Source organism: Nitrospinota bacterium (assembly GCA_029881495.1).
In the GTDB taxonomy this organism is placed as follows: Bacteria; Nitrospinota_A; UBA7883; order JACRGQ01; family JACRGQ01; genus JAOUMJ01.
This window is the reverse complement of sequence record JAOUMJ010000017.1, coordinates 12,896-39,108: the sequence shown is the minus strand read 5'-3', so window position 1 is coordinate 39,108 and position 26,213 is coordinate 12,896. Positions and strand designations below refer to the sequence as shown.

24 protein-coding genes and 1 tRNA gene are annotated in these 26,213 nt (G+C 50.2%); 14 read left to right on the top strand and 11 right to left on the bottom strand.

Features of this window, described 5'->3' with window-relative positions:
- The first annotated feature begins 195 nt into the window (after window positions 1-195).
- Both OEY64_08670 and OEY64_08665 read left to right on the top strand, forming a co-directional pair.
- Window positions 196-1,485 carry a radical SAM protein gene (locus tag OEY64_08670; protein MDH5543019.1) on the top strand — a complete coding sequence of 430 codons (1,290 nt, stop codon included), beginning with the start codon at window positions 196-198 and terminating at the stop codon, window positions 1,483-1,485.
- Window positions 1,485-2,711 carry a radical SAM protein gene (locus tag OEY64_08665; GenBank protein ID MDH5543018.1) on the top strand — a complete coding sequence of 409 codons (1,227 nt, stop codon included), beginning with the start codon at window positions 1,485-1,487 and terminating at the stop codon, window positions 2,709-2,711. The genes OEY64_08670 and OEY64_08665 overlap by 1 nt, the downstream gene beginning before the upstream one ends.
- Window positions 2,712-2,932: 221 nt before the next feature.
- Here OEY64_08665 and OEY64_08660 read toward each other — a convergent pair whose 3' ends face one another.
- From OEY64_08660 to OEY64_08610, 11 genes are all read right to left on the bottom strand, one after another.
- Complete coding sequence (locus tag OEY64_08660; protein MDH5543017.1) at window positions 2,933-4,879, bottom strand: methyl-accepting chemotaxis protein; 1,947 nt, start codon at window positions 4,877-4,879, stop codon at window positions 2,933-2,935.
- Between the two features lie 361 nt (window positions 4,880-5,240).
- Window positions 5,241-6,635 carry a hypothetical protein gene (locus OEY64_08655; protein ID MDH5543016.1) on the bottom strand — a complete coding sequence of 465 codons (1,395 nt, stop codon included), beginning with the start codon at window positions 6,633-6,635 and terminating at the stop codon, window positions 5,241-5,243.
- Window positions 6,636-6,668: 33 nt separating this feature from the next.
- Window positions 6,669-7,076, bottom strand: a complete 408-nt coding sequence (locus tag OEY64_08650) for a hypothetical protein (GenBank protein MDH5543015.1) — start codon at window positions 7,074-7,076, stop codon at window positions 6,669-6,671.
- 23 nt (window positions 7,077-7,099) lie between these two features.
- The gene (locus tag OEY64_08645) at window positions 7,100-7,783 is read right to left on the bottom strand and encodes a phosphoribosylanthranilate isomerase (GenBank protein MDH5543014.1); all 684 of its coding nucleotides are present in this window, start codon (window positions 7,781-7,783) and stop codon (window positions 7,100-7,102) included.
- Between the two features lie 137 nt (window positions 7,784-7,920).
- Window positions 7,921-8,463 (bottom strand): hypothetical protein, encoded by a 543-nt coding sequence (locus tag OEY64_08640; GenBank protein ID MDH5543013.1) that lies wholly within the window; start codon window positions 8,461-8,463, stop codon window positions 7,921-7,923.
- A gap of 158 nt (window positions 8,464-8,621) precedes the next feature.
- Window positions 8,622-10,250, bottom strand: coding sequence for an AAA family ATPase (locus tag OEY64_08635; protein MDH5543012.1), 1,629 nt, complete (start codon window positions 10,248-10,250; stop codon window positions 8,622-8,624).
- 319 nt (window positions 10,251-10,569) lie between these two features.
- Window positions 10,570-13,005: an endopeptidase La gene (gene lon / locus OEY64_08630; GenBank protein ID MDH5543011.1), complete on the bottom strand. Its 2,436-nt coding sequence runs from the start codon at window positions 13,003-13,005 to the stop codon at window positions 10,570-10,572.
- Window positions 13,006-13,007: 2 nt separating this feature from the next.
- Window positions 13,008-14,249 carry an ATP-dependent Clp protease ATP-binding subunit ClpX gene (gene clpX / locus OEY64_08625; GenBank protein MDH5543010.1) on the bottom strand — a complete coding sequence of 414 codons (1,242 nt, stop codon included), beginning with the start codon at window positions 14,247-14,249 and terminating at the stop codon, window positions 13,008-13,010.
- A 20-nt stretch (window positions 14,250-14,269) separates the two neighbouring features.
- Window positions 14,270-14,896, bottom strand: a complete 627-nt coding sequence (clpP, locus tag OEY64_08620) for an ATP-dependent Clp endopeptidase proteolytic subunit ClpP (GenBank protein ID MDH5543009.1) — start codon at window positions 14,894-14,896, stop codon at window positions 14,270-14,272.
- A complete protein-coding gene (gene tig, locus OEY64_08615; protein MDH5543008.1) occupies window positions 14,896-16,236 on the bottom strand; it encodes a trigger factor in 1,341 nt (446 codons plus the stop codon). Before tig ends, clpP begins: the two co-directional genes overlap by 1 nt.
- An 80-nt stretch (window positions 16,237-16,316) precedes the next feature.
- Window positions 16,317-16,399 (bottom strand) — tRNA-Leu (locus OEY64_08610).
- Between the two features lie 407 nt (window positions 16,400-16,806).
- On the opposite strand from OEY64_08610, the gene OEY64_08605 reads away from it, so the two are divergent.
- The 12 genes from OEY64_08605 to OEY64_08550 all read left to right on the top strand — a co-directional run bounded on the left by OEY64_08605 (window position 16,807) and on the right by OEY64_08550 (window position 26,193).
- Window positions 16,807-17,229, top strand: coding sequence for a hypothetical protein (locus OEY64_08605; protein MDH5543007.1), 423 nt, complete (start codon window positions 16,807-16,809; stop codon window positions 17,227-17,229).
- On the top strand, window positions 17,229-17,816 hold the full coding sequence (locus OEY64_08600) for a hypothetical protein (GenBank protein MDH5543006.1): 588 nt from the start codon (window positions 17,229-17,231) through the stop codon (window positions 17,814-17,816). The genes OEY64_08605 and OEY64_08600 overlap by 1 nt, the downstream gene beginning before the upstream one ends.
- 2 nt (window positions 17,817-17,818) lie before the next feature.
- Entirely contained in the window at window positions 17,819-18,466 is a 648-nt protein-coding gene (locus OEY64_08595; GenBank protein MDH5543005.1) for a hypothetical protein, read from the top strand.
- Window positions 18,459-19,970: a hypothetical protein gene (locus tag OEY64_08590; protein MDH5543004.1), complete on the top strand. Its 1,512-nt coding sequence runs from the start codon at window positions 18,459-18,461 to the stop codon at window positions 19,968-19,970. Before OEY64_08595 ends, OEY64_08590 begins: the two co-directional genes overlap by 8 nt.
- Window positions 19,971-19,974: 4 nt before the next feature.
- Entirely contained in the window at window positions 19,975-21,225 is a 1,251-nt protein-coding gene (locus OEY64_08585) for a DUF935 domain-containing protein (protein ID MDH5543003.1), read from the top strand.
- Window positions 21,222-22,208 (top strand): phage protease, encoded by a 987-nt coding sequence (locus OEY64_08580; protein MDH5543002.1) that lies wholly within the window; start codon window positions 21,222-21,224, stop codon window positions 22,206-22,208. Before OEY64_08585 ends, OEY64_08580 begins: the two co-directional genes overlap by 4 nt.
- Window positions 22,209-22,220: 12 nt before the next feature.
- On the top strand, window positions 22,221-22,871 hold the full coding sequence (locus OEY64_08575) for a hypothetical protein (protein ID MDH5543001.1): 651 nt from the start codon (window positions 22,221-22,223) through the stop codon (window positions 22,869-22,871).
- A gap of 165 nt (window positions 22,872-23,036) precedes the next feature.
- The gene (locus OEY64_08570) at window positions 23,037-24,023 is read left to right on the top strand and encodes a Mu-like prophage major head subunit gpT family protein (GenBank protein MDH5543000.1); all 987 of its coding nucleotides are present in this window, start codon (window positions 23,037-23,039) and stop codon (window positions 24,021-24,023) included.
- Between the two features lie 56 nt (window positions 24,024-24,079).
- Entirely contained in the window at window positions 24,080-24,511 is a 432-nt protein-coding gene (locus tag OEY64_08565) for a DUF1320 domain-containing protein (protein MDH5542999.1), read from the top strand.
- A gap of 3 nt (window positions 24,512-24,514) precedes the next feature.
- Entirely contained in the window at window positions 24,515-24,943 is a 429-nt protein-coding gene (locus OEY64_08560; protein MDH5542998.1) for a DUF1834 family protein, read from the top strand.
- Between the two features lie 15 nt (window positions 24,944-24,958).
- Window positions 24,959-25,936: a hypothetical protein gene (locus OEY64_08555; GenBank protein MDH5542997.1), complete on the top strand. Its 978-nt coding sequence runs from the start codon at window positions 24,959-24,961 to the stop codon at window positions 25,934-25,936.
- A 14-nt stretch (window positions 25,937-25,950) separates the two neighbouring features.
- On the top strand, window positions 25,951-26,193 hold the full coding sequence (locus OEY64_08550) for a hypothetical protein (protein MDH5542996.1): 243 nt from the start codon (window positions 25,951-25,953) through the stop codon (window positions 26,191-26,193).
- Window positions 26,194-26,213: the final 20 nt, after the last annotated feature.

Sequence of the window (26,213 nt, the reverse complement as noted above, 5' to 3'; positions counted from 1 at the left end):
AGGCAAAAATCGCCGGATATTTAATCCTTTTAAATGCCTGCGGGCCATTTTTTTATGCCTTCATCGGTCTCGACGGCGAATGAAATTGTGCTAGAATAAACCCCTTTGGCGAGAGAGGGTGCCGGCTCCAAGAGGAGGGAGCGGGCTTATTTGTTTTAGTGGTGCGAAAAATAACCGAAAGTATCGGAGGATGTAATGATAGGAATTTCAAAGCTTTACTGCGAAGCAGAAAACGAAGGGGACGCAATCAGGTATGGCACGCAGTCAAAGCATATGGCGTCTATGCCTCACGCTCACGATGTGCCGAAATCATCGAGCGAGCGGAAACCTGTTACCGCCTGGAATATCACAAGAACCTGCAATCTGAAGTGCATTCACTGCTACACCGATTCCGAGGCGAAAGATTACAGCGGTGAGCTGACCACCGAAGAGGGGAAGAAACTGATAGAAGACCTGGCGGCGTTCAAGATTCCCGCGCTCCTCTTTTCAGGCGGCGAGCCGCTCATCAGGCCCGATATCTTCGAGTTGGTTAACCACGCGAAAAAGAACGGCCTCAGGTGCACCCTTTCCACGAACGGCGTCCTTATCAACAAGGAGGTGGCGAGGAAGATCAAGGATAGCGGCTTTGTTTATGTCGGCATTTCGCTTGACGGAATAGGGGAGATAAACGACCATTTTCGCGGAAAATCTGGCGCATTCAAGAAAGCGATGGAAGGTTTTCAGAACTGCGTGGAGCTGGATCAGAGGGTGGGTCTCCGCCTTACCCTTACGCGGCACAACTATGAAAATCTCCACCAGATATTCGATTTCATAGAGCGGGAGGAGATTCAGAGGGCATGCTTCTATCACCTCGTTTATTCGGGCCGCGGACGGAGCATCGCGAATGAGGATCTCACACACGAAGAGAGCAGGCACGCGATGGACATCATCATGGAGCGAACCGAGGATTTCCACAAGCGGGGGCTTCACAAGGATATCCTTACCGTCGACAACCATGTGGACGGCGTTTACCTCTACATGAAACTTAAAGAAAAAAATCCGAAGCGGGCCGAAGAGGTTCTCAAAATGCTTGAATGGAACGGAGGGGGACGGTATTCATCCGGCGTAAGTTTTGCCGATATTGATTTCTTCGGTAACGTCCATGCCGACCAGTTCTGGCAGGATTACACCTTTGGAAACGTCAAGGAGAGGCCTTTCGGCGAAATATGGATGGACCAATCCGATCCTGTCATGAAGGTATTGAAGAACAGGCTCGACCACCTCAAGGGGCGCTGTAGCGTATGCAAATGGATAGACGCATGCGGCGGTTCAATGAGGGTGAGAGGGAATACTGTATTCGGCGATCCAGCCGCGCCAGATCCCGCGTGCTACCTCACGGATGAGGAGATCGGCCTTACACCTGAGAAGATGAAAGAACTAAAGGCAAAGGGGGAGGAGTTCCCCGTACCTGATAATCTGCTTATAAAGAAAGCTACGGCAATATAATGGATGGCAAGAAACCGGGGCATCCCGGCGGAGGGCACCCGGGCGGGCATCCGGGAACTATCAAGGATACATACAAAGACCTGAAGGATATGCCCGAAGGGGTAGCCCACGAGCATTCCAAGAAATACATGGGGAACACGCAGAACCAGGTGCGTCTTGTATTTTGGGAGACAACCGCAGGTTGCAATCTGGAGTGCATACACTGCAGACGCCTTGACGTCTCCAAGCAGTTGATGAAAGATGACCTGACCTTTGAAGAATCGAAGAAGATGATTGACGGAATCGCCGAAATGGGGAAACCGATCCTTGTTCTCTCTGGCGGCGAGCCTCTCTTCAGGCCGGACATTTTCGATATCGCGAAGTACGCCTCCGGTGAGAAGGGTTTGACCGTTGCGCTGGCGACAAACGGGACGATGGTCGACGAGAAGATGGCGGAGAAGATAGTCGAATCAGGTATTCAGAGGGTCTCCATTTCCCTCGACGGGCTTGGAGAGGTTCATGATAACTTCCGAAAGCTCCCCGGCTCTTACGACCGCGCCGTGAAAGGGATGAAGAATCTCCAGAAACTCGGCATGGATGTTCAGATAAACTGCACGATAGCAAAACACAACGTGGATCAGGTCAAGGATATATATAAAAATGCCGTTGATCTCGGCGCGGTGGCGCTCCATATCTTCATGCTCGTTCCGGTAGGCTGCGGCGTGCAGATAGCGGACGACCAGATGCTGGAGCCGGAAAAGTACGAAGAGGTGCTCAACTGGTTCTACGATGTGAGCATGGAGAAAAAGATAGAGACAAAGGCGACTTGCGCCCCTCACTACTTCAGGATAATGAGGGAGAGGGCCGCGGCGGACGGCGTTACCATAACGCCGAAGACACACGGCATGGCGGCGATGACCAAGGGGTGTCTCGCCGGTTCGTCGATATGCTTCATCTCGCACAAGGGGCAGGTGTTCCCCTGCGGTTATCTTCCGGTTGAAGCTGGGAACATCCACAGGGAGTCGTTCAAGAACGTATGGGACAATTCTGAAGTCTTCAAGAACCTGCGCAATCCTGACGCGCTTAAAGGGAAGTGCGGGATATGCGATTACAAGACGGTCTGCGAAGGGTGCCGCGCGCGAGCTTTTTACGACAAGAATGATTACATGGAAGCGGAACCGTACTGCACCTACCAGCCGCTGGAAGACCTCTCGAAATCGGCGCTTATTGAGATAGATGAGCCGTAAGGCTCATTAAGGGAAGAGCGCAGATCTTCATCGTCTTCTGTTGGCCCAAGCGAGACCGGTCCGGCTTTTTTATATTTTCTATATCCCTGACCACCTTCATGCAGATGTAGCCCGCACTCGCTACAAAACAAAGTATTCGTCTGTAGCCGGATCTATGTCCGGGGGTTGTTGGATGGGATCAGGTCGGGATTGCCGAAAGCTGTTCGGCAATCCCGGCAGGATTAATGCTTTGGCGCCGGGAGCGAGCCTTTCACGGCCGTCCCGATATTTCCTTTTCCATAAATGAGTTCGGCAAGTTCGTCCACCAGTCCGTTGAGGCTTTCCGCCTGCGCGCTAAGCTCTTCGCTGGCGGACGCGGACTGTTCGGCGACGGCGGCATTTTTCTGTGTAACCTCGTCCAACTGGTGAACCGCTTGGGTAACCTGCGAAACACCCTGAGACTGTTCTCCTGAAGCGGCGGATATTTCAGAGACCAGGTCGCCTACCTTTTTGCTGCCAGTGGCGATGGCCTCAAGTGATTTAGCCGACTGTTCGACTATCTTGGCACCCTCGATCGATTTATTTACCGCATTTTCTATCAGGGCGGCAGTATCCTTCGAGGCCGTAGCGGAGCGTTGAGCCAGGTTTCGCACCTCTTCGGCAACGACCGCAAAACCTTTTCCATGTTCTCCAGCTCTCGCGGCTTCTACCGCGGCGTTAAGAGCGAGGAGGTTTGTCTGGAAGGCTATCTCTTCAATGACCTTTATGATCTTGCTTATCTCGTTCGAGGAGTCTTTTATGGAGTCCATGGCTTTTACCATGTGGGCCATTGATTCGACCCCTTCTTTGACGTTTCTGTTTGATTCGCCCATCATAGCATTTGCCTGATTGGAGTTGTCGGCATTCTGCTTGACCATTCCCGATATCTCTTCGAGTGACGACGATGTTTCTTCGAGGGCGGAGGCCTGCTCCGTGGCGCCGGATGCCAGGGATTGTGACGATTCGGATATTTGGCTTGACGCGGTGGTGACCTGATCCGATCCTTCCCTCAGATGTTCCATGATCGCGTTTATCGGTCGGGTAATAGAGGCAGTGATAAGAAATCCCAGCACAACGCCGGCGGCAACGGAAAAAATAAGCATAAAAGCGAATATGGTGTTTGCCATATTCCTCGCGCTATTGCCTTCCTCTGTGGCTTCGGCCATTTCCCCTGCCGCAAGCTCTTCAACCTCTCCAAGTATGTTTTTCTGTGCTGTTGCCACGGCATCAAGATCGACAAGGAGTTTATCTATCTCCGTGGAGACGTCCGCTATGGCATGCTGTGCCTCTACCACTTTTTTTGCGGCGGGCTGAAAGGAGTCGTTATGGAACTTGTCGATCCGTGTTACCAGATCCCTGATGGATTGCACCGAAACAGCGGGCACTCTCCCCATGGAGGTGGTTCCGCCGCTAAGCAGGGCGTCAATGTTGTGATCGAAATTTGCAATCGTTTCGGAGAACTCCTTCTCGAGCTCGGCCAATTCCTTTTCGTCTCTTGTCTGCACTATCTCTTCTATGGCAATCCTTGATTCGGAAATGATGATAACAAGCTCCATGGAGATGTCCATCCAGGGGACTTCGGTGGTAATGAGGCTGGCCGCTTCCTGGCCTCCGTTCCTTTTATCGGCGATAACCTTTTTCACGGCGGTTTCCATTGCAGCGCAGGCATCGGTCACCTCCTCGAATGTCTTTTCCATCGCAACCATTGCGTTTTCGATGTCGGTTTTCAGCTTTCTCCTGATCTTACCGTTTTCATGGAGTTTCTTTACCAGCGGCTGGAATTTATCGTTATGCATCGCGTCCGCTTCAAGCGTCTTATTGGAGAGCTGTGTGTTGTCGGTAGCGTTGAAATGAAGGCCTTCATAATCCCCCCCCTTGAGGATGAGGTCGGTGTAAATATCGTATATTTCAACAAGGTGGTCAAAATCGGTAATAAGCTTGTTTATATCCGCTTCGGTTGCTGTGGATATCAATGTAGTTGCGGATTTGTATTTTTCAAGATTTATAAGAGCGTCGTTAATATCCGCTTTCATCTCCATAGAAGCATCAACAAGCGGTGCTTCATCTTGAGTTATCCTTATCATGGCGTTGCTGATGGCAGAAAAGCCCCAGTATGCCCCAGCTCCTGAAACAAGGATTATGGCTATCATCAGGGAAAAACCACTCAGAATTTTGAACCGTAAAGATCTATTGCTAAACATTTCCACTCCAGACAAAAAATACAAAAAAATGGGGAATTGGAATCAGAGAGAAGATTTCCAAGCAAATTCAGCTTTTTTGCTTTTGCTCCCCGCTTTCGCATTCCCCGAAAGCTGTTTGTAAATTAATAATTATGCCTCTCTTCATCGGCTATTCTATTCGAAACTTCACATATTTTCATATTTTTAATTTAGTTACATTTTCTGATGATGGTTAATGGAATGTATCGAAATGGAGCTGTTTTGCGCGGCGGATAAGCCGAACCAAATCAGGCTGGCATCGGATATTCTGGCAACAAGGGCTATTTGCAGTTCATTTTGACCGGATAATGAATTTTCTCGGGCTCATATCCTTTCTGGCAAAGGTGTATGAACCGTTGCCGGACATCCTGATCTCCTTTTCAGATATCGTATCGACGAGGACAGGCACAGGGCCGCTTTTCAATGTTTCCCAACTGATGGTAACCTTTTTATTTTCACCCCCCCCTACATAGGCAAGCCATTCACCTTCATCCTTCCTGATATCGCGGGAGAATTTCTGGTTTACTCCACCCTTTCCTGTGAAAAAAAGAGAGAGGTGCTGTGGCCAGGATGGCGGCTCCATTGAACGGAGAGAGCCGTCTTCCCGGGTTTCGGCTGTCGGATTTACCCCAATGATATTGTCATTGTCGCTGTATGCTCCGTCCGCGGCGGAAAGGGAGAGCGCCCAGCCGCTATCACCGGTTGAACCGGCGCTGGCAACCATGCCCGATATAGATGAACCATCTTCCGAATATGTTTCGGAGTGGTGAGGTATAGGGGGGATAAGGAGTTCCGCATCCTTTGAGTTCCCGTTGTATATGTAATACCCCTTGAACGGTTCAAGGGAATCCGCCTTTTTGAATCCCCCGTCGGCAAACTCCCAGGCAACAGTTTCAATTTTTTCATCCGGGCTGTTGTGCTGGAGCACTTCCTTCCATTCAACCGAAAAGAGGTAGGGGGAGCCGATTATGTTCCATCCTGGGCGGAGCTGGATCGTAAACGGCTCGTATGGATTTACGGTTTTACCCGAGAGGAAAAGCTCACTGTTCTTTCTTGTCAACAGCCAGTACCCGCGACCCGGTTCGATTGCCGGAATGTCTTTATATTCCTTATATCCATCCCTTTCACGGGAGAAAAGCCTCCATTCGTTTATGTCGTAAACCGGGAAGTATGAGAAGATCTCTTTCGGGCTGTTTTTACCGGTTCTGAACGGAAAGGAGAAGAGGCGGTAATCGGAGGCCTTTGAGCCGCCTGTAATGGGAAGGATCTTGTGGGAGTATCCAACCGGTATTACCAGCCCGGTTTCGGAGGCGGCCGATTCCTTTCCGTTAGGGCTAACGGACGTCAAAGCGAACCGGTGCGGCTGTCCATTTTCCAGGCCGGTGATCCTGACGAAATCGTCAATGATCATGGAGGTGTTCAGAAGTTTATATGTTCCCTCCTCCATCTGGAGGTATAGATTGTATCCGGCGGCGGTTTGGCTCTCTTTCCACTCAATGCGGCACGAAGAATCGCCTATTATAACATTTGTGAGGAGCGGCTCTTCAGGGAGGCCTGTCATTCTCTTTGTGCTGTTCTGGGCAATGCCGGTATCAGAGAAGGCTGGAGGTTTCGGAGCCACGGTAATTGCTGTGAAAATTGAAAGCACGCAAACGGCGGTGAACACGTTCAATCTTCCGTTTGGCATATTCTCCCTCTGCCTCATGCCGTTAATATAGGATCATTTTATAAATGTTTTCAGCCATTGGATCGCGTCCGGTTCCGAAGAGAAGAGACTTATCGGGTAATCGGGTTTATCGAGGCGGAGGAAGAAATTTCCAAGAACCCTGCTTACCGAGCCGCCAACGAAAAGCGCAGTGGCTGTCGCAGCATCGCCGCTCTCTTTGCCGGAAAAATATTTTCGCGCATCGAGAGTGATCGACTTTGCCCCCCGGATATCGACGAAGAGAGGGGATGCCTTCCCCTTTGTCAGTTTTACCACGGTCGCGATATTTGAAACCGCGTCTTCGAGCTTGACCTCGGCGTGGAGATTGAAAACAAACTGGCAGATACCGTCTTTCCGCATCCATCCCCTGCCTGTACGGGTGGAGATGTGTTCCGACGATAATTCTCTGCTACTTTCTCCCATGACTGGAAACCATTATATCCTTTTTAAAGGTCGTTTAAGGAGTTTACCGCCTTGAAAAGGGCTTTTATCTTGTCCTTCGATTTTAATCCTGGGGCGGTCTCGACACCGCTGGCGAGGTCGATCGCGAACGGTTGGAGTTTTAGCGCTTCAGCCGCGTTTTCCGGGTCTATCCCCCCTGCAAGGAAGAGCTTCGCGTCCGTTCCGGCGATAATCTGCTTTGCTATCCCCCAGTCCGATCTTTTCCCTGATCCTCCATAGGAACCCGGAATGGAGGTGTCAAGTATGAAGCCGTCTGCCCCCGCTTTTTTATAGTGGCTTATGGTTTCGATAAAAAACTTGGCTGTGCTGACCAGGTTGGAGGTTTTCTGTTTTGTCCCGCTGTCGGCGGGGAGATGGAGTGATTTATAGACGGGGATACCATAGAGTTCCCTTATTTCCTTCACTCTTTCAGGAGTTTCGTTTGCCGTAAGCTGCAAGGCTCCAGGTTTCAGGCGTGTAGCGATCCTGTCGAGAAGGTGGTTATCAGCATCTGCCGTGAGCGCTACCATCCTGTTCCTGTAGTTTTCAAACAGCGGGATGGCCGTATCCACTGAAACCGATCTTTTTGAGGAAGCGACTTCCACCACGACCCCGCAGAGGTAGGCGCCGCAGTCAAATGAAAAGGCAATGTCTTCAAGCCTTGTGTGACCGCAAATTTTTACTTTCATGTTTCTGAATTTCCAATTTTAGAGAATTTCCACTTGGCGCTCATATTTCCCCACTCCGGATATCTTTAGCGTTCCTCAACTGCGTTCAGTTCGAGCTTCGGTAGCTTCGGCGCGGGACGGTTTCATTGACGATGCGGTTACAAGGTATTGTCCAGCATAGTGCTGACCGATTTGCTCCTTAACAGGTTTATATTTGCCGAAGATATGATGTTCCCGCTTTTAACCTCTATTATGCTGACTATAAGGTCTATATCGCTCCCTTTTTGCAGGTCGGAAATTACGCCGACTATAAGGCCTTCAACATTCAGGGCCTTTCCAAGTTTCATCGCGGATTCCTTGTCCAGCGTTCCGTTATATTTTACCCCTTCGGATTTTATGGCGCTGTCTACCTCTCCGAAGGAAGGGATCGTATAGAGCTGATGCCTGATGATGATATCGGTAAATTTAGTGGAGAGGTATCTCCCAAGCTGGGAGGTGCGGCCATCCGAGTTTTTAAAATCAAGGACAGCCGCTTTGCTTATCCTCTTTATGTCGTTGTTCGCAAGGGTGATCGCGAGTTGTTCCATCTTTTGGTCGAAATAGTCCGCGTTGGTGACAGGTTCCGGAATATCCTTCACGCAGCCTGCCAATGTACCGAATACGAGTAGAAGAGCGATAAATGCGTTTCTCTTATTTTTCATGACTACAGATTTTTACCATATTCGGGGAACAATAAACAGGTGGAGCGCAAATGAAACCGAAATTCTGTGTTGATATCCATTTCCCCTTCCAATTGCATGATTTTGTATTTTACCAGTGATAAACGGGCTACGCTCACATTAAAAATGATCTTCGGATACTACTCTTCCGGCGGTGTTTCCATCTGTTTTTTATGCCAGTCGACATACAGTTTGTCGAAGTATTTTTCGTCGTCCAGCATATGTTTTTCTACCAGGAATTCCCCTTTCAGGTTGATGTAGTTCAGGGCCGCCGCGCCGGACATCAGTTTTTCAAGAGCGTCCGAGACCTGCACGCTATGGGCTTTGGCGTACTCTTCGACATATTTTGCGGCATCATCCGAAAATTTTATCTGTATGCCGAACTCCTTGTTGAACCTGTTTACAAAATCGAACAGCGGTGATTTCTCGAAAAGTTCCAGAAGCTGATCCTGGGGGTGGCTGCATATTTTTTCGTTGACGGTAAGAGTGTCGAAATTGGTACCCGGCAGGGTGTACTGGAAATCGGTCAGGATGGTCTCCCATTCGCTCACCAGCGCCCTGGCTCCAGTTTTTTTCTTTTCGGCCTTGGTTGCCACATGTTCTATCGCTTCATTTGTAAAGTTTACCTTTATTCCGAACAGCTCGAACTCCAGCTTGTACTGGTTGAGGATAGAATCCTCCGTCTCGGTCATGATCCTGACAAGGTCGTTTTTCGACAAGGGATTTACATAGGTGCGGATAGGTGCTCTGCCGACAAGCTCCGGTATTATTCCAAAGCGGATATAGTCGTCCTCTATGGCCTCCTTGTAGTAGTTCCGATAGGTATCCCTCCGCGTCTCGGCGTCAGTGACGGAAAAGCCGCTGATCGTCAGCGACCCGTCTTCCTTTACTCTCCCGCTCTTATTGTCCAGCCGTTTTTTTACGATGGTTTCCATACTGTCGTTCGGACGCTGAAAGGAGCCTCCGAGTATAAAGAGTATGTTCTCCGTGCTGATCATCGATTTCTTTTTGGAAGATTTAATCCCTCTTTGCTGGTCCACAAGCTCCTGTATCTGGGAGGAGGGGGAGTTTGGATCGTCTATGGATACCAGTTTTCGTTCGATAAGTTTCAGTACCGAGCGCTGGAATCCTTCGCGGGATACATCTATCCCGACCATGTTTCCCTCTTTCGCTTTTTTGTCCATTTCATCGATGAAGATAAGGCCGCCGAAACGGTTTATGAATTCAGCTTTTTCCCGCTTGGTTTCACCAGGGGCCATATTTATAAGCTCCCGTATCATATCGTCCGCGCTTTTGCCGACGTATCCGGCCTCCGTGTAATCGGTGGCGTCCACAACATTCACGGGTACGCCCATCAGGTCCGCCAGGACCTCGACGCAGTATGTTTTCCCGCTACCCGATGCACCGGCTATCAGGGTGTTCTTTTTTCTGAATCTCCTTACGTTGTAGCGATCGATTATGTCCGGCTTGTCGGTCTTGGCTTTTACCATGGCGAAGTGGTAAGCGGCGGCGATCGCGAGCCGCTTTTTATAAACTTCCTGGCCTATTACGAATTTGTCGAGATATTCCTTTATCTCATACGGGGTTAGGAGAGTGGGCCCTTCCTTTGCTTTTGATTTCTCCTCCGAGGTCATCCCAAGCTTTTCATGCAGGGTTTCCTCAAATGTGCTTTGTGCTTCCAGGAACGCCTGGGTAGCCTCTTCGCGTGTGCAGGCGTACTCCTCCATTATCTTGTCTATCATCTCCTTCGGAATGATTTTCTGAACCATCTATCTGATATCCCTTTTCCTTGTATCCGTTACCGGTTTTAAAAAGTTTAAATTCTCAGTTCATTATAATTCGTATCGCATCCATTAAACAGGGAGCTGTGCCATGAAACTTGTTCATGCTTTTCCCCCTTCTTTCCTGGCTGGACTCCCAACGAGCATATTAAATATTTCCTTATTTAACTATATTAGGTTTCGTTTAAATATTGGGTGAAATGTATGGCGGTTTCCGCAGATTGAAAATGATAAACAGGCGGGTAACAGAGCCATATGCGCGGAATTCGCATTTTGGGCCGTGCCGATTGTGAAGCGGCGGAAAAGATCAGTTGATGCCCGGGCGAGGAGATGCGTCGGTTTGTGGAGCATCTTTCTTTCTGACCCTTTTTTTCTTGTCGCTGAAGACAGGTTCCGTCATGACGATGTTCAATACATCGTCCATTGTCTTCACGCTTGTGAATTTCATCTCCTGCCTTACTGTTTCCGGTATTTTTTCAAGATCCTTCTCGTTCTCGTATGGGAAAACCACTTCCTTTATGCCAGCTCTGTGGGCGGCGAGGGCTTTCTCCTTCAAGCCGCCTATAGGGAGTACCTTCCCCCGTAATGTCACTTCACCGGTCATCGCCACGTCGTGCCTTACCGGAATGTTGCAGAAAGCCGATACCATCGCCGAGGCCATAGTTATTCCTGCGGACGGCCCGTCCTTTGGTATTGCCCCTTCCGGAAGGTGGATATGGATATCGGTTTTCGAATAGAAATTTCTGTCCAGTTTGAATCTGTCGGAGCGGGAACGTATGTATGTAAGCGCCGCTTGCGCCGACTCCTTCATCACTTCCCCAAGTTTTCCGGTAAGCGTCAGTTTCCCCTTCCCGGGGACAATGCTTACTTCAGTGTGCATTACTTCACCGCCGACCGCCGTCCATGCAAGGCCGTGCGCGAAACCGCATTCGCTGTGAGTTTCCGCTAACTCCACCAGGAACTTCTCGGGGCCGAGATACTTCGCGATATCCTTTGCGTCCGGCACGACGTTGTAATTGTCTTCCTCGACCACTTTCCTTGCCACCTTTCTGCAGACGGTAGCTATCTCCCTCTCCAGGTTCCTGACCCCAGCTTCACGGGTGTAATTTGAAATAATTTTTTTAATTTCGGCGTCATGCAGATCGAGCTGTTCGGTGGAGAGGCCGTGCTCCTTTAGCTCCTTCTTGATAAGGAAATTCTTCGCGATCTGTAGTTTTTCCAGTTCGGTGTATCCTGCGATCTCAAGCACCTCCATCCGGTCGCGCAAGGGACCCGGTATGTTATGAAGCATATTCGCCGTGGTGATAAACATCACTTCTGAAAGGTCGTAATCGACTTCAAGGTAGTGATCGCTGAAATTCCTGTTCTGTTCCGGATCGAGCACCTCAAGGAGGGCGGACGAAGGATCACCCCGAAAATCCATGCTCATCTTGTCTATCTCGTCGAGCATCATGACCGGATTGATACTCCCTGCCTTTTTCATCGACTGGATTATCCTCCCCGGCAGAGCGCCTATATATGTCCTTCTGTGACCCCTTATCTCGGCCTCATCCCTAACACCGCCGAGCGAAACCCTTACGAAGTTGCGCCCCAGTGAACGGGCTATCGATTTTCCCAGCGATGTTTTTCCGACCCCCGGAGGGCCGACAAGGCAAAGTATCGGGCCGCGCCCTGTTTTCGAAAGTTTCTTCACGGCGAGGTAATCGAGGATCCTCTCTTTTACGTCTTCCAGTCCGTAATGGTCGCTATCGAGTATCTTTTGAGCGCTCTTTGTGTCAAGGTTGTCATCGGTTTTTTTATTCCATGGTATATCGACAAGCCATTCCAGATAATTCCTTACAACCGTCCCTTCAGCCGAAAGAGGGGGCATCTGCTCAAGTTTGGCAAGTTCCTTCACTGCCTTTGTTTCTATATCGGCGGGCATTTTCGCATTTTTGATTTTTAACCGGAACTCTTCTATTTCCGATTTTCCGTCAGTACGTCCGAGCTCCTTGTGTATGGCCTTCATCTGCTCGTTGAGGTAGTACTCTTTCTGGCTTTTATCCATCTGCTTTTTAACGCGAGTTTTCACGCGCTTCTCTATCATCAGGATCTCAATTTCCGTTTCCAGGAAATTGATTATCATCTCAAGCCTTTTGGCTAGCGATCGCTCGCTCAGTATCGATTGCCTGTCGCCTGTGCGGAGGCCGACATGCGACATGACCGTGTTTGCTAGTTCCTCGAGATTTGATATTTCCGACACGGCGGATGTAATTTCAGAAGGGAGCCGGTTATCCATTTTTACGAATTTTTCGAAAATCGATTTAATTCCTCTTGAGAGAGCTTCAAGCTCTGTTCCGGTCTTTTCCTCCGGCTCATCGAGTATCGGATTCGCCGTAACCATGTAAAAAGGTTTCTTTGAGGTGTACTTTTCCACAGTGGCGCGCGCAATCCCTTCAACTACGATCTTCACCGTGCCGTCAGGCATTTTGAAGACCTGTATTATTTCGGAGATACAGCCTGTTTCATAGATCGCATCCGGATTCGGCGCCTCGTCATTTGCCGATTTTTGAGCGGACAGGAAAATATAGTTTGCGTTGTTGTCGACCGCGTGTTCAACGGCCCGGATCGACTTTTCACGCCCGACGAACAGCGGTGCGACCATCGTCGGGAATATAACTATATCGCGAAGCGGCAACAGCGGGAGTTCCATGCCGTTCTTGAAAAAGGAAGCGAGCTTGTCCTTGTTGTCTATCTGTTCCAAATTTAGCCGACTTTCTTTTTCTTGTATGAGATAAGAGGGGTGGCGTTATGCTTTATTACTTCCTCGTTTATGAGGACTTCTTCTATCTCAGTGTTTCCCGGGATCTCATACATGATATCCAGCATCGCTCTTTCAAGAATTGCCCTCAACCCTCTCGCGCCAAGTTTTCGCTCTATCGCTTCCTTGGCGATCGCGTTAAGAGCCGTATCGGAAAATCTGAGCTTGATGTTGTCGAAGCTGAAAAGTTTCTGGTACTGCTTTGTAAGTGCGTTTTTCGGCTTTACGAGGATCTCCTTCAGCATATCCTCTGTTAGTTCATCCATTACCGCGCAAACAGGGAGACGGCCGATGAATTCCGGGATGAGTCCGAATTTTAACAGGTCTTCGGGGAGCACCTCCTTGAGCGACATCGACTTGTCGACATCCTTCTTCGATTTGATCTTTCCGCCGAAACCTACCGTCACCTTGCCAAGACGGTTTTCAATAATCTTGTCGATGCCCACAAATGCGCCGCCGCAGAGAAAGAGTATGTTTGTAGTGTCGACCTGCAGAAATTCCTGTTGTGGATGCTTTCGCCCGCCCTGAGGGGGGACGTTGGCAACGGTCCCTTCGATAATCTTCAAAAGCGCCTGTTGAACACCTTCTCCCGAAACGTCTCGGGTGATTGATGGATTGTCGGTCTTGCGGCTGATCTTGTCGATCTCGTCGATATAGATGATCCCTTTCTGGGCTTTTTCGATGTCATACTCTGCCACCTGAAGAAGCCGGTGAATGATGTTTTCCACATCTTCGCCAACGTAGCCGGCCTCGGTAAGCGTAGTTGCGTCGACTATCGTGAAAGGGACGTTCAGAAGTTTCGCGAGCGTCTGCGCCAGGAGCGTCTTTCCCGTCCCTGTGGGACCTATGAGGAGTATGTTGTTCTTCTGGAGTTCGACATCGTCCACGCCGATATTGGCGTCAACCCGTTTATAGTGGTTGTGCACGGCAACAGAGAGGACTTTTTTAGCGTGATCCTGCCCGATAACATAGTCGTCGAGTATCGCCTTGATCTCGGAAGGTTTCGGGAGCCCGGCAAAAGCGGCGCTCTTCTCCTGGTTCCACTCCTCAACGATTATCTCATTGCAGAGGTCGATGCATTCGTCGCATATGTAAACCATGGGACCGGCAATAAGTTTTTTAACCTCGCTTTGGCTCTTTCCGCAGAAAGAACACCCAAGGTTGCGATTGTCGTCCTTCTTTGGCATATTCTTACTCCTATATTAACCTATTTCTTATCGCCTTTTTTACCGTCAGCCTTTTTCTTGGCCATGGCCCTGGTTTCTATTATCTCATCGATCAGGCAATATTCCTTCGCCTCCTTGGCGGTCATGAAAAAATCCCTCTCGCAGTCCCTGTTTATCTTTTCCAGAGGGTGACCGGTATGTTTTGAGTATATGTTCTCAAGCGACGTCCTCAATCGTCCGATCTCCTTGGACTGTATCTCAATATCGGTGGCTTGACCCTGAAAGCCGGATGACGGCTGATGGATCATGATCCTGGCGTTCGGAAGGGAGAACCTCTTCCCCTTGGTTCCCGCGGAGAGGAGAAGCGAACCCATGCTGGCGGCCTGACCGGTGCAGATGGTTTGAATGTCGGGTTTCACGAACTGCATCGTATCGTATATCGCAAGACCGGAGCTGACCACGCCGCCGGGGGAGTTTATGTAGATATAGATGTCCTGGTCGGGATCTTCCGCTTCAAGAAAAAGGAGCTGGGCTACCGTCAGGTTTGCTACGTGGTCGTCGATAGCCGTTCCCAAAAAGATGATTCGGTCCTTCAAAAGTCTGGAGTAGATATCATAGGACCTCTCCCCTCTGGCGGTCTGCTCAACGACTATAGGTATTAACGGCATTACTTTTTCTCCTTCTTTTTATCGACAGTTTTTTCCGTTATGTTTAATTTTGAAAAAAGATATTTATAAACTGTTCCGGTCTGAACTTCCTTTATGGCAAGCGAGAGAGCTCTCCTCCTCGCGTTTTCCATGTTTTTTGCGGAAGAGCCTTGGTTTTCAATCATTTGGAGATACTCTTTCTGGACGTTCATTATCTCCTTGGGATCCGGCTTTACATCGGCCTGTTCGCTTATGGCGCTGATTATCACATCTTCGCGCGCAAGCCTTTCACCCTCTACTAGGCAGGCCTTTTCGAATTCGTCCTTTTTGAATCCGGGACTTTTCTCCAGGTCGATCCCGCTCCACCGCGCACGCTCCCTAACCCGGTTTGCGTGCATGTTGGCATACTCACCTACCATGTTCGGCGGAAGCTCGAACTTTGTCTCTTTTATGAATTTGTCGACAATTTCCATCCTGAGCATTTCCTCGGCTTTCCGCTTTAGGTTTTCGGTCTGGTTTTTCCTAATCGACTCCTTCATCTCCTCCACGGTTTTAAAGGATGTGTTGGTGGAAACAAATTCGTCGTTCAGCTCGGGAAGCTTCTTCTCTTTGATGGAGTGGATCTTCACCTTGAAAAGCGCCTCCTTGTCGGCCAGTTCGGGATCAGGGAACTGCTTGGAAAGTTTTACCGTGAACTCCTTCTCCTCCCCTTTCTTCATCCCTATTATCTGTTCGAAAAATGAGGCAAGAAGGTTTCCTTCACTGGAGTCGATTATCATCTCCCGGTTTTCACCGGTCATGTTCTCCATTACCTTTCCATCCATTGTTGCCGAGTAGTCCGCAATGATGAAATCCCCCTCCTTTACCGGATTTTCATCGGCAGGGACAAGTTCGGCGAACTGTTCAAGCGTGTTCTGGATAGGTTTTTCCACTTCGCTTTCATCCAGCTTCTCGATCTTTTTATCAAAACTCCAGGAGGAGTAGTCTGGGAGTTTTACTTCGGGTATCGTCTCCACCGTCGCCGAATAGGAGATCGGTTTCCCCTGCTCCACAACGACATTTTCAATGGCCGGATCGCCGTAAACTCTTACCTTTTTGTCGGTGACCGCCTTTTCATAACTGTCGTTGATCATCTTCTGCCCGACTTCCAGAAGAAGGGAGTGCGAATACAGTTTTTCGAGGATCTCCTTTGGAGCCTTCCCCTTCCTGAAACCCTGAACAGCGGCTGTTTTCCTGATGCTGTTCAGCGCTTTGGCGTATTCCTTTGAAACGAGCGGTTCGGGGATCTCAATATCCAGCTTCTTTACGCATGGCTGGACGTCGGTTGTTTCTATCTTTATATCTTCTGCTGTAGTCGTCACGTCGTCTTTCCTTTATTTAAACTGTTCCGGTACCTATAAGACCGGTAATTCCAATAAGCAACCTTTGCCAAAAATTCGCCTGGTGCGAAAGGGGGGACTCGAACCCCCACGGTTACCCACTGGATCCTAAATCCAGCGCGTCTACCAGTTCCGCCACTTTCGCAACCTTGTTAATTTACCGAATATATTAATGCTAGTCAAATCATAGTCTTATCTTAAAATTTAAAAAAACTTCCTTAAGTTGTAAGCGTCGGTGACAGGCGACAGGAATCAGGTCTATATCCCGTCAAATCCACCAGGTTTGCCTTTAGATTGTAGTTCACCGGAAGCGTATCAATCATCAAAATTCTGTTTTATTTGCAAATGACCGCATAGCGATATACTTCGGTTGAAATTTCGGTTATTTTTCGGTCATGAATTTTGCTACCAGGACTTTTGAGAAATACGGAAAAAGAAACAGGGGAATACCGCGCCGCCATCTAGCGGGGCAATTAAAGTTTAAACGGGCTGTCCCAGTGATGGCTGGCGCGGTATTCATTTCTATCGACCTTGATTCCGGGAAGGCAACCTATGTTTGAAAGCCTTGTTGCGCAATTACTGGTTTTGTTCATCAGCATCGGCTGGTCGCTCCTTTTGTTCCTTGGGAAGCGAACCCTGACGTCCATGGACAGGAAGATGGACGCAAATTTTGAGGAGTTGCAGGCGAAAGCAAAGGAACTCAAGAAGCAGATTGCGCATAAGGACGCACGCAGGGGGCGCGAAATCCGCAATCTTTCCATAAGGGCAAGGAGGGAGTTCATAAAGGTGATCAGAAATATCAAAAGCCAGAGCGATATGAACATGGATGAAATGGAGAAAAGGATAGAAAAACTTTCGAGATCGCACGCGCAGTCGTTCGCAAGCAGGCAGGAGTTTGGCGCGTTCGCCGCGAACATTAATCACAAGATAGATTCCATTTACGAAAGATTAACCATGGAAGGGATTAAACAATAATGAACGTGCCTCTGAACGCCGCAAAGAAAAGGGTACTGAGAAAACATCTCCTTCAGCTGGCAAGAGAGCTTTATCTTCATCCGCAGACCGACAGGGCGATTGCCTCCAATCTCAAGACAAGGTTTCCAGCCCTCTCCCTTGAGCATGTGCAGGAACTCTTCAACTACCTTGAGCAGAAGGAACTTGTCTTGCTGAGAAAAAACGGGTCAACATCCTCCATACAGATAACTCCGGCGGGGATCGACGTATTGGACGGCGCGGTGACCGTTCGGGGTGTGGAGGCCTCTTCGGGGCAGTACACAAAGCTTGAATATCAAAAGGAGCTTCGCAGAAAGATACTTTCGTACTGCAACTCGTTCCAGGAGTATTTTAATGAGGATACGGAAATTCTGGAGGAATTCAGGGAATCGGGATTTTCCAATCTGCTACTTGAAGAGATCCGCTTCCATCTCTGGTACCTCGACAGGAAATCCCTCTTAACGCTCAATACATACAGCGTCGGCGGAGAGCAGGTCTTCATGGCGCGCATCACCGCGAAGGGGATCGACGTAATTGAAAACGGCGTTAGCGAGGCGGGAGTTTCCTGAAAATGAAAAAACGTGCAAGGCCGACCGCCGCAGAGATCTCACCTGAAGCGAAGGAAATAATTTCGCGCGGCATCGAAGACGGAAAAAATGCGATTCAAATTCAAAACTCCATCAGGAAGTCACTGAACCGGACGATTCCCCAAAAGCAGATTACAGAATACATGCAGGGGAAAGGGGAGAAGGTGAGCCGGAACCTTCTTTTCAAGAATAGCGGCGCGCAGATAGTAAGGGAATTTCTGGAAAAGATAAAAGTTGGTGAAGATGTATCGCATATTCAAGCGGTGCTTGAACACGCAGTTTATGTCGATTGTCTCAACAGGTATTCCATCGAGGAAGATGCTTTCGGCGACTGGGATATAAAGGACGTAATAAAGGTTACGAACGACTACAAGAAGATGCGCCTCAAATCTACCACGGGGGAGAAGCTGTCGGGCGCGCTTGCGGCGAAGATCATCCAGCTGGTCAGAATGGAGTTAGCAAATGACGCTTCATTAAAGAAGGCTTATGCAAAATGCGAAAAGTCGCTGATACAAAAATTTGAAAAACTTGTCGCCGAGGAGGGTTTGAAGGACGACCTCGCTGAACTTGAGCAGATGCAGGCCCTTTACGAGCAATTCCAAAATAACAAGGCTGGTGTAGCTGATGTTTGACCGCGCCGACAATAAGGAATTCTTAGCCTGGCTGATAAAGCCGGAGAATTTCGCGGAACTCCTTGTGAAGGCAAACGGCAGAAGCATAAGGCTGGATGACTGGCAGAGGGAGTTTTTGCGATGCGAGTCGAAATTCATAAATATCCTCAAGAGCAGGCGCGTCGGGGGGAGTTGGGCGTTGACGCTCAAAATGTTCATCCGCTCACAGCTGAAGAGAAACTATTCAGGCACCTTCATCAGCATGAATCTTGAGGAGGCAAAAGGGAAGATAGAATATGCGGACGCCATTTACGACTCGATACCGCGCAGATTCAGGAAAAAGCGGGTGGCGCGATCGCGCACCGAACTTCTTTTCGAGGATTCGGGCGGCGGAAGGTCCGCGCTAAGGTCGCTTGCTTCCCGTCCTCCAAGAGGGAAGGGGGGAGACATTGGTATCTCCGAACTCCCCCACTGCCGTGACGCGGCGAAGATATATGAAGGCGCTCTTCACTCCACATCGCGAAGCGAGAACGACATTCTAGTTATAGAGAGCACCCCGCTTGGCGCCGATTCGGTTTTTTATCCGATCTCAAGGGGGAAGTATCCCGGCTTTTCCCTCTTCGAAGTCCCATGGTGGGAATCGAGCGCGCTTTGCGTGGATGTGGCGCGGGCAAAGTTGGAGGCCCCGAAGCTTTCCACAGCCGAAAGGGTAGAAAGTTTCGGGACCCCTTCTATGCGCCTTATTTATGGTTCGATGCCGGAGGCCGCGTTCCGACAGGAGTCGGAGCTTGAATTTCTCGATTCGCTCTCTTCGGCGTTCCCGGTCGACTCGATAACCGGATGTTGTACGCCGGATTACGGCGTCACCGACGATGCCGATCTGATGTTCGCAACCATAAACGGAGTTCCCGCCATGTCGGACTGGCAGTGGCTGGAGTGCCGGATAAAAGGTTCAGCTTTCGCCGGGTATGACGTCGGAAGAAAAAAGGACGAATCGGCGCTTTTCATTTTCGACAAAACAAAAAACGGCCGTATGGAAGCGAGGATGCTTGTGCGGCTTGCGAATGTCGATTTCACTTCGCAGGAGAAGGTTCTATGCGAGGCGGTTAGCCACGGAGTAAGGAGGGTGGCTATCGATTCGACAGGAATAGGGCTCCACCTTTCCGAGAGACTGAAAGACAGTTTCGGAGAGAGGATCATCCCTGTACATTTCACGGCGGAATCGAAAGCGAAAATGATCAACCTCTTTCGCGTGAATCTCATGGATGACAGGCTCGTCCTGCCGCTCGACAGGTTTCTCATATCACAGCTTATGTCGATTGAGCAGAAAATTACCGGCGCGGGGAACGTCATTTTCACGGTGGCATCCTCTTCGGAGCATCATGCCGACGCGGCATGGGCCCTTTTCCTCGCGTGCCTAGCTGGTATGGAAGAGGGAAGGGAGGAACAGATAGTTTACGAAACATTGAGCCGAAGGCCTCGATACGGAGCTGAAAAACAAATTTCAAATGGATGGAGATGGTAAAGGTATGAACGATTCTGGAAAATTTGCGCCTGGGGTCAAGCTGGTTGAGGCTGTCTCGCCCGCGGGATTCCGCTCTTACCCGGGAAAGAACCTCACACCTGAAAAGCTTGCCTCCCTGTTGAGGGAGCTTGACCAGGGTTACTGCAGAAACGCGATGGAGCTTTTCGGCGAAATGGAGGAGAAGGATATCCATCTTGCTACCGTCATGCAGACGAGGATAACCGCGACAGCTTCCACATCAAGGCGGATTGTTCCAGCCTCTGATAGCGATGAGGCGAGGAAGCATTGCGATTTCATCTCCGAGGTGTGGGAGGGGATAAGCGGAAAAACTCTTGCCATTCACGACATCCTTTCATCGATAGGAAAAGGCTTTTCGGTTACTGAGATGGTCTTTGAGGTTCGCGAAGGAAACCTGATAGTGAGCGAACTGAAGTTTTGTCCGCAGACGCTCTTTACCTTTTTCGACATGAAGGGGGGCGGAAAGATACTTGAGTTTCCGCTCTATCTCCCATACGGAGAGTCTGAAGGGGAGAAGCTTCCGCGAGATAAATTCATTTTTCACATAAACCGTTCGGCGGGGAGCGGTCTTTTGCAGGGGGGGCTGTACCGCGGCCTTGCGTGGTACTTTCTTTTTACCAATTACTCCATAAAAGACTGGATGTCTTTCATGGATGTGTACGGAATTCCGTTAAGACTTGGCAAATTCAAGCCGTCTGCCGATGAAAGTTCGCGGAATATCCTGAAAAAAGCTGTGCAGGATCTCGGCTCGGACGCGGCGGCGATTATCAGCGAGGATACAACAATAGAATTCATAGAATCGCGGCTAGCCGGCAGTCACGATCTTTTTCAGAACGCAGTCGAGTTTTTCAATCGTCAGAAGAGCAAGCGGGTGCTGGGGCAGACGCTTACGACGGAGCACGGGCAGAGCGGTTCATACTCACTTGGCAATGTTCACGACAGGGTGAGGATGGACATACTCCGTTTCGATTGCGCGATGCTTGATGAGACTTTGACAAGGGATTTCATTGTCCCCCTCATCAAGGCGAATTTCGGGGAGCAGAAAGTCTATCCACGTTTTGTTTCTGATTTCGAGAACCGCGAATCAAAAACAAAAAAGCTTGATGACCTGAGAAAGCTCTTCGAAATGGGGCTACCGCTTCCTGTCTCACAGCTATACGAGTCTGCCGGGATACTCCCCCCTTCAAGCGTGGAAGAAGTCCTCCGCAGTGAAAACGGGAAGGGGGCGGCGCGATGAATTTGATAAACAAAAAGGTACAGCTCGTTCCCGCGGGGAGTTTTGCGCACGAAGCGGGACTGCAGGTTATAGACGCGGAGGCTCTTGAGAGAATCCTCAAAGGAGCGAAAAGGGAGGGGCGCGACATCCCGGTCGACTTCGGGCATGAATCGTTTACCGCCTCGGAGGCCGAAGCGGCTGGGTGGGTTGCATTGAATAGTCTTGAAACAACTCCAGACGGGCTGTATGGAAAAATCGAATGGACACAAAGGGGGGAGGAGTCCCTAAGGCAAAAAGGGTTCCGCTACCTGTCTCCTGTTTTTGTCTTCAATCCCGCCCATTCTGTTGGCGGGAGACTGCACATAGAAAGGGTAGTCAGTTTCGGTCTTACGAATCACCCGAATATCGGGTCGATGAAGCCACTTTTAAACCAAAATCTAATGGAGGAAAAAATGCATGAATTGTTGATAGGCCTCAAGGAGGCGCTGGGCCTTGCTGAGGAAACGGAAACGCCGGATGTTTTATCCAAAGCGGTTGAAAGCATAAAGATGCTTCATTCCGCGCGGGAGGGTATTGCGAATTTGAAAGCCACTCTCGATATGCCGGAAGAAGCCGGGGAGGAGGAAGTTCTCGAGGCGGCAAAAACGGCGATTGAATCGACTGGCGGGACGATAGAGGAAACAGCCTCAACCATCGAAGAGCTGGCGCGACTTAGGGAAGAGCTCACATCAATGAAAGAGAAGGAGCTGAAGGAAAAGATCGGTTCCGCTATCGAGTCGGGAAAAATTCTTCCGGCTCAGAAGGAGTGGGCATATAGCTACGCTTCTTCCGATCCTGAAGGATTCAGCCGATTCCTCGCCAACAGCAGGTCGATCGTCAGGATGGGGGAAATAGTCTCGGCGAAAAATTCCGGTTCGGCTGTCGAGGCGATAGGCGAAGTTCAGGAAAAAATAAACTCGCTCCTTGGTATCTCCAGGGAAGTATTCGACACCTATAACAGTTAAGGAGAGTTGGTAATGGCAGTTTTAACAAAGGACAAAAAGACAGAGAGGAAGCAGGGGATAATATTCGAGCTTCCGGTAGCCGCCGCGGTGAAAATATTTGCAGGCAGTCTTGTCAGTGCAAATTCGGCGGGGTATCTGGTTCCGTCGAGCGACAGCTCATCCGAGACATTCCTCGGTGTAGCCCGCAGGTTCGCCGATAACAGCGCCGGGGCCAATGGCGATGTGACGTGCGAAGGGTACCTCACCGGGATATTCGAAGTGTCAACTTCCGCGATCACGCAGTCGGAGATGCTGAAGGACGCGTTTGTCGTCGACGACAATTCGGTAGGTAAGGGGATAGTAGCCCAGCCTGCGAACGTGACAGGGGTCACACTTGCGAGGACGGCGTTATCGACCGGCGGAACAAGGACGCTGGCGTTCACGGCGACCGGTACGCTTCTTTCCTATGGCGGCGGCACTGCGGTAAATGTCGGTACCGACGGCTCGTACACACTGACAGCTACCGATGGTTCGAACGTTATCGCCACGGTAGTTTCGGCGTCTCTTCCGGGAACCGATCAAAGCGACAGTATCCAGCTGAGGAGCCAGAAGGTCGGAAGGATAATCGAGGTTGTTTCGGCAAGCTCGTGTTTCATTGATATTTCAACGGCGGCGAGGAGCTGAGGGGAATGCCTGCCTTTATGTCCCGTTCTGTTATCACCCCCTTTTTACGGGACCACTTCCCTGTCGCCTCGCGCCGGATATGCGCATCCCCCCTCATGGAAGTCATCGCTTCCATGAGGGGGGGCAATAAAAAATCTATCTATTAAAAGGAGTAAAAGAGTGTTTTTGAGAATATCAAGTTTCATTTCGGCGGTCATTGCCGTGGTTATTTGCGGAGACGATAGCGCGCCTCTATCGCTTAGGAATGTGGCGTTGCTTGGCGTAGTGATCAATCAGGCGACGCTTGAAGCGGCATACACAGGATTTAAGACTGTTTTCCAGAGAGCATACGACGGCGCGGCGACTTCGCTTCGTAACCTGGCGGTTGTTGTCCCCTCTTCGGCAAGGCAGGAAGAGTACAAGTGGCTCGGTCAGTTTCCCGGTCTTCGCGAGTGGATAGGGGAAAGAGTGGTCAAGGATCTTTCGGTAGACGGTTTTGTGATAAAGAACCGCGATTTTGAAGCTACCGTTTCGGTGGACAGGAACGACATCGAAGACGACGCGATAGGCCTTTACAGGCCGATGATAGAACAGCTCGCCGAATCGGCAAAACAGCATCCGGACGAACTTATCTTTGATCTCCTGGTGAAAGGTTTCACCTCGCTATGTTTTGATGGCCAGAACTTTTTCTCCGCGTCGCATCCGAACGGCAAGCTCGCGGCATGGAGCAATACCTCGGCTGACGTGCTGAGCGCGACGACCTATCAGGATGCGAGGGCGCAGATGATGAGCCTCGTGAATGACGAAGGGCGTCCGCTCAGGATACTTCCGAATTTCCTCATCGTTCCGCCGCAGATGGAAGGGCTTGCGAGGCAGATATTGCGCGCAGATAAATCGGCGAACGGCGAGACGAATATCTGGAAGGATTCAGCCGACGTAATAGTCGCGCCGGAACTTGCCGCGAATCCTACCTACTGGTTCCTTGCGGACCTCAGGCATGCGGCGAAACCGTTCATATTCCAGACCAGGAGGGAGCCGCAGTTTGTCGCTCTTGACCAGCTGGCGGACGAAAACGTTTTCATGCGCAAGGAGTATGTATACGGCGTCGATTACCGGGGCAATTCGGGTTACGGTCTACCGCACCTCATCTTCGGTTCCACCGGCGGCGCGTAACCAATCGGTCAGGGGCGGGCCGTTTCGGTCCGCCCCACAAAAAAAGGGAAACGAAAATGGCATATTCAACAGAGGCGGATTTAAAGGAGAGGGTCGACGAGGCTTTGCTGATACAGCTGACGGACAGGAGCGGAAGCGGTGTCGTCGATACCGCTCTTGTAAGCGCGGCGATCGAAGACGCGGACGCACTTATAAACGGATTCATATCCCCTGTGTATCAGGTGCCTCTCTCCCCGGTCCCGAGGATAGTAAAGGAGTATTCGGCGTCTATCGCCATTTACAAACTTCACCTCTATCGTTCGGTTGAAGGCCCGGCGTGGAAGGATGCCTACAAAATGGCTATTAGTTTTTTCAGCCTGGTCGGTGAACGCAAGGTCGCTCTTGAAGGGGTGGTCGACAAACCTTCACCTTCGGGCGTATTAGCATCAAGCGTCGGATATACGGCGGAAGAGCGCAAATTTTCGCGAACAAAACTGTCGGAGTGGTAACGGATGTACACGGCAAACCAGCTTGAAGACGCGATAGTAACCGCTATAGAGAGCGGCGGGATGAAAGCCTCGGTATTCGGAAGAAAACCGTCGGCGGATGAGTTTTTAAAAGAGGTGGTGACATCGCCGAAAGTGTTTGTGGTTTTTAATGGAAGTACCACCGGTGTCCGAAGCGCGATGAAGAAAAGACATCTGTTCTCGTTTCATCTCTACATCGTGGCGAGAAACCTCCGATCCCCCTCTTCCGCAGTAAGGGGTGACGTTGTCACTGGGGGGATATACAACACACTTGATACCGCGCGAAATATTCTCCAGGGGTCGGACGCAGGCTTGAACATTCAGCCGATCCGGTTTGTCAGGGAAAGCGTGTTTGATAAATCGGATACACAGACGGTCTTTCGGCAGGAATGGGAACTGGAAATTTTTGAGTGAACGGAAAAGGAAAATATGAGCGTTAAATTGCCTACAACCTCCGGGATGCAGTTGAAGATCGAGGATTCATTTTCTCAGGCCGGCCCGCAACTGATGACCGGTACCGGCGACAGCAGAACCTTTGTCTGCGGCGCTGCAAGTTTTTCACTCTGCGAACAGGATGAGAACGGGGTCGACCGCCGCCCAGTGGTGCGCCCCGACGGTCTGCGAAACGGCTGCCGGATAAGAGGAGCCTCCTCAGGCATTTCGGATGCGGTGGATGTCTCCGAAGGTTCGCTTTGGATCGCAGGTGCGGAGGTCGCGGTGAACGCATCCTCCGATATCACGATAACCAGGCCGGTATCAGGGAGCGTGAAAAAGGTTTCGGTCGTCGCCAACTCTCTTGGAAGCATCTCACTGGTTGACGGTACGGAGGGGGCGAATTTTTCCGATTCGAGAGGCGCTGCGGGAGGTCCGCCATTTGTAGACGTGGGAAAGGTTGAGATCGCCATATTGAAACTTTCTGATGTGTCCGGGCCGATAAGCGAAAGCGAAATATCATTTTTTCCGGAGTATTCGTTTGCGCCGAGCTTTGACCTCTCTCCGCATGAGGGAAAAGTCATCTTCCGGGAAGAGCTCCCCCTTATCCATACCGGAGGAGTATCGAAAAATATCTATATAACGTACTGCGAACCGGTGGTGGCTCCTGTCGATATGTTTTCAATCACCCCTCCCTATTCAAGGAGGGAGTTTGACTATTCGTTTTCCAGGCTTGCGCAGTCGAAGATTCAGGAAGGTCGTATTCAAATATCACTTTCCGGCGATCAGTCGGATCTGCTAAGGCGCATTGAAGGGAGCGTAAGGCTTTTTGAATTCATGCCCGATTCAGCCGGGACAAGAAAGGAAATTTTCTATGCGTTTGTTGAAAACAACTTATCATATCAGCCGGGTGAACTTATGGCGGGCGAATACCTCCTTCTTCCGGTTGCCGGGCCGATCGTCGCAGGCGCGTAAAGGAGGGGAGAGAAATGGCTGACACAAATCGAACCATCGACCCAAATGGCGTTCCAGCGGAGGCGCCACCTTCAATCAAGGAATTGATCGCGAAGATAGATGCGCTCATCGCCGTACTCTCCCGTGAGAAGTCACAGCCAATTTCAGTCAAGGTTGAAAATACCGACGGAGCGATAGCGGAACTCGTATCCCGCGTACTTGAAGAGATAATCATTCGGGCCAGGCAGGAGAATATTCTGAAGGTGTTAAACGGCTGATGGGGAGGGCGAAGGTTACT